This is a genomic window from Leptolyngbya sp. FACHB-36 (genome assembly GCF_014695955.1).
Lineage (GTDB): Bacteria > Cyanobacteriota > Cyanobacteriia > Leptolyngbyales > Leptolyngbyaceae > FACHB-36.
In genome coordinates this window covers 1-2,922 of record NZ_JACJPG010000400.1, presented here as the reverse complement: position 1 = coordinate 2,922, position 2,922 = coordinate 1, and the positions used below count along the sequence as shown (strand labels likewise).

At 54.8% G+C, this 2,922-nt stretch carries 3 protein-coding genes and 1 pseudogene; all 4 read right to left on the bottom strand.

Going from position 1 to position 2,922, the window contains the following annotated elements; genetic code table 11:
- Positions 1 to 69: 69 nt before the first annotated feature.
- Positions 70 to 309, bottom strand: coding sequence for a ketohydroxyglutarate aldolase (locus H6F43_RS11270; protein ID WP_190342859.1), 240 nt, complete (start codon positions 307 to 309; stop codon positions 70 to 72).
- Positions 310 to 428: 119 nt separating this feature from the next.
- Entirely contained in the window at positions 429 to 1,772 is a 1,344-nt protein-coding gene (locus H6F43_RS11265) for a S8 family serine peptidase (protein ID WP_190342858.1), read from the bottom strand.
- Between the two features lie 483 nt (positions 1,773 to 2,255).
- Positions 2,256 to 2,384 carry a hypothetical protein gene (locus H6F43_RS22680; RefSeq protein ID WP_277879925.1) on the bottom strand — a complete coding sequence of 43 codons (129 nt, stop codon included), beginning with the start codon at positions 2,382 to 2,384 and terminating at the stop codon, positions 2,256 to 2,258.
- A 35-nt stretch (positions 2,385 to 2,419) separates the two neighbouring features.
- Positions 2,420 to 2,922: pseudogene (locus tag H6F43_RS11260) on the bottom strand (hypothetical protein); the annotation flags it as partial.

The following is a 2,922-nucleotide window of genomic DNA, read 5'->3' as shown; positions in this document are numbered from 1 at the left end:
AATCGGAATTGGCGCAGCATAAATTAGAAGCCATGTGAACGCGAACAAATTAACCCGCAATCCTTTTGTCTACTGAATTGGGGAATCGGGCGGCTGAAGCTGAAACCCTTGAGCTTTTTCGATATGCGCCACTCCAGCAACCTGCGATAGTGCCCCAACCTGCTCTGCCTCACAGGTGCCGATGATGACGCCGATCGCATCCATAATCTGCTGCACCTGCAGTCCCGCAGCCCGCAGCCCTTCTGCGACATCCAAGATGCGATCGAGATGGCTATCTGCAACTGAGACGGTTAAATTGACCTTCGCCATTACCTGCACTCCAGCAAGTTGAGAGTACCCTCATTATCCGAGCCACCAGTAGCCTTGAACCATTAACTTTATGGCGTTGAGGCGTACCGCGATAGGGGCATGCCTCAACGCTAACTAACTTACTGAATCGCTTGCGCTAAGCCGTTGCCGACATCCCGCGATCGTGACGACAACCGCAGCGCGTTCCGCGTCAACTGCGACCAGAGTTCTTGCCCTCTAGCCCCAGTGGCTTCGGCATAGAGCGCCGCAATTCCAGCAACGTGGGGAGTTGCCATACTGGTGCCGCTAATGGTGTTGTAGCGGGTCGGCATAAACCACGAGGAGTAGATGTCTACACCGGGGGCAGCGATATCGATTTGCCCACCGTCCGGTTGCGTGCCGCCGTTCGAGAAGGAGGCAGGGCGGAGTTTATCGGTGACGGCGGCAACTGCCAGGATGGAGGGGCAGTTGGCGGGATGGCTGACCGGAAAAACTAGCCCAAACTGCCGGAAGCTGTCGTTTCCAGCCGCCGCGATGATCAGCGTGCCCTGTGCAAGCGCTCGCTGTGCTACCTGCTCGTAGACGTCGGAATATTTCTGTCCAGGCAGTACGCGGGCACCCAGGGACATAGAGATGATTGGGCAACCGCTGGCGATCGCCCAGTTAATTCCCCCTAAGATGCCACCATCCGCGCCGCTGCCCTCATTGCTCAATACCTTGCCTGCGTAGATCTCAGCGTTATAGGCAACTCCATATCGGGGTAGCACCGCAGGCAACCGAGAGCCACAAGCCGTGCCAATGCAGTGCGTCCCGTGTCCGTTGCCGTCCTGCACCGTTTCGCCTTCGATAAAGGACTTCTCTACGATCGTGCGTCCAACAAAGTCCGGATGGGTCAAATCCATGCCTGTATCCAGCACCGCCACTTTGATGCCCAAGCCGCTGTGGCTAGAGGTATTGACCTTCGTTTGCTGCAAGCCCCAGGTAAATTCGGCATTGCTGGCAAGACTGGAGAATTCTTCCGCGACAGCTCTTTCGCTCTGCAAAATGCTATCGACCAGTTGGTTCACGCCATCCCGGTATCCCTTCAAATAGTCGATGGAAACGCTGACGCTATCGGAGGAAGGCACCTGCGGCACGTCCTCACCGAAGGGCAGCAATCTGGGATTTTGAATCGCATACACTATCCGCTCTGGCTCGATCGTCAGCAACGCGCTGCTGCTGGCAACGGCAATGTTTGCAGCCTGGAGCTGTTCGGGGTCGAGGCTAACCACGGCGACGCCCAGATTGTCGAATACCAGCGGCTCATTGCTGGCAAGCTGTTCGGGGGGTGGCGCATCGGCAAAGTCTCTGGCGTGGGCAAAGTTTTGGATTCCAGTGCGATCGCTCAACACCTGAATGCCAGTATCTACCTGTTCTTCGTTTAGCAACACGAGATACTTCCCGGTGGTTTGGGGCTGCGGGATTGAGGAGGTTGGTAAGGACATGAAGAAGCTTCCAGTTACGTAAAATTCATTCGGTATCGACTTCTTAAGTGTCCTGCTAGCCGGAGGAGCTAGCCGACTTTCTCATGAAGTAAAGTTCCTAGTTGACTGACAGATCGTTTGCTCAAATCGCTGAAAACCTCTCCTTAACCCTCTCCTGCAAAGAGAGGGAACTGGAAATTTGTCTAGCTCCCTTTTCCGCGCCGGCGAGGAGTTGGGGGAGAGGTCTTCCGAAGTTTTGTCAGTCAACGAGGTAAAGTTCACAAACCTGATTTAGTAGGCACTACTTGGTGCAACCCAACAGTTCATAATTTAAGGCTTCAGCTTCTCGACAATCAATTCCTGCAAACTGGTTCCACGTTCTGTTCCGAATCAATTCAACCAGTCAGATTTCTGCCTAGGGCAGACAATTTACCCAGCGTCATCTTACACGTCACACAGGCTGGTTGAATGCAGTTGCCGTCTAGCCAATTTGCAAGCGTGGCTTCAGAATTGATTTGACGTTCGGACAAGCCGCCGCGATCGCGGCGGCTTGGGCGTTTGCTGCCAGCTTCCCGCTGCTCTAGTCGCTTTTTCCAAGCGCTGAGGAGGGGTGAAGGCTGGTTCTGTATCCATGCGAAGGTCTAATGATGCTCAAGCAAACCATTCAGTTAGGTGCATTTGACCTGCCTGTAGCCCCAGATAATTCCGGCTCCGACGACTAGCAGCAGCCACTCGGCAGGCTCCGGAACGGCGCTGATGTCTGAACTGTTGGGCTGGGGTAGCTGTGGGTCTTCGACTTCTCGATCGAAGCGATCGGACTGTTGTTCTGCCTGCTTTAACTCGCGGCGCTGCTGGCTATTCACCAGCACAATCATCGACGAGTAAGGCGTGACAATCCCGTACTGCTTTGCGGCAGCGTGGATGGCATCTAGCTCGTTTAGCCTGTTCGGTTGCAGATAGCGGCTTAAATGAGTTGTCCATTGACGGGCAGCCAAAGCGCCAAAGTCCTCGTTGGTAGACGCTGCGCCATCCTTCGTCAAGAACCAGGCATAGCCATCGACCAGATTCAAAAACGAGGTATCCGCGCCACGCGTCGGCTGAGTGCCAATGCGCTGCATTACCGTCTGGACCTGTGTGGCAGCGCCACCGTCGCTATCCTGAATTGCCTTTA

Excerpts from the sequence above, each read along its gene's own strand:
- H6F43_RS11270 (WP_190342859.1), bottom strand. The coding sequence starts at position 309 with ATGGCGAAGGTCAATTTAACCGTCTCAGTTGCAGATAGCCATCTCGAT.
- H6F43_RS11265 (WP_190342858.1), bottom strand. The coding sequence starts at position 1,772 with ATGTCCTTACCAACCTCCTCAATCCCGCAGCCCCAAACCACCGGGAAG.
- H6F43_RS22680 (WP_277879925.1), bottom strand. The coding sequence starts at position 2,384 with ATGGATACAGAACCAGCCTTCACCCCTCCTCAGCGCTTGGAAAAAGCG.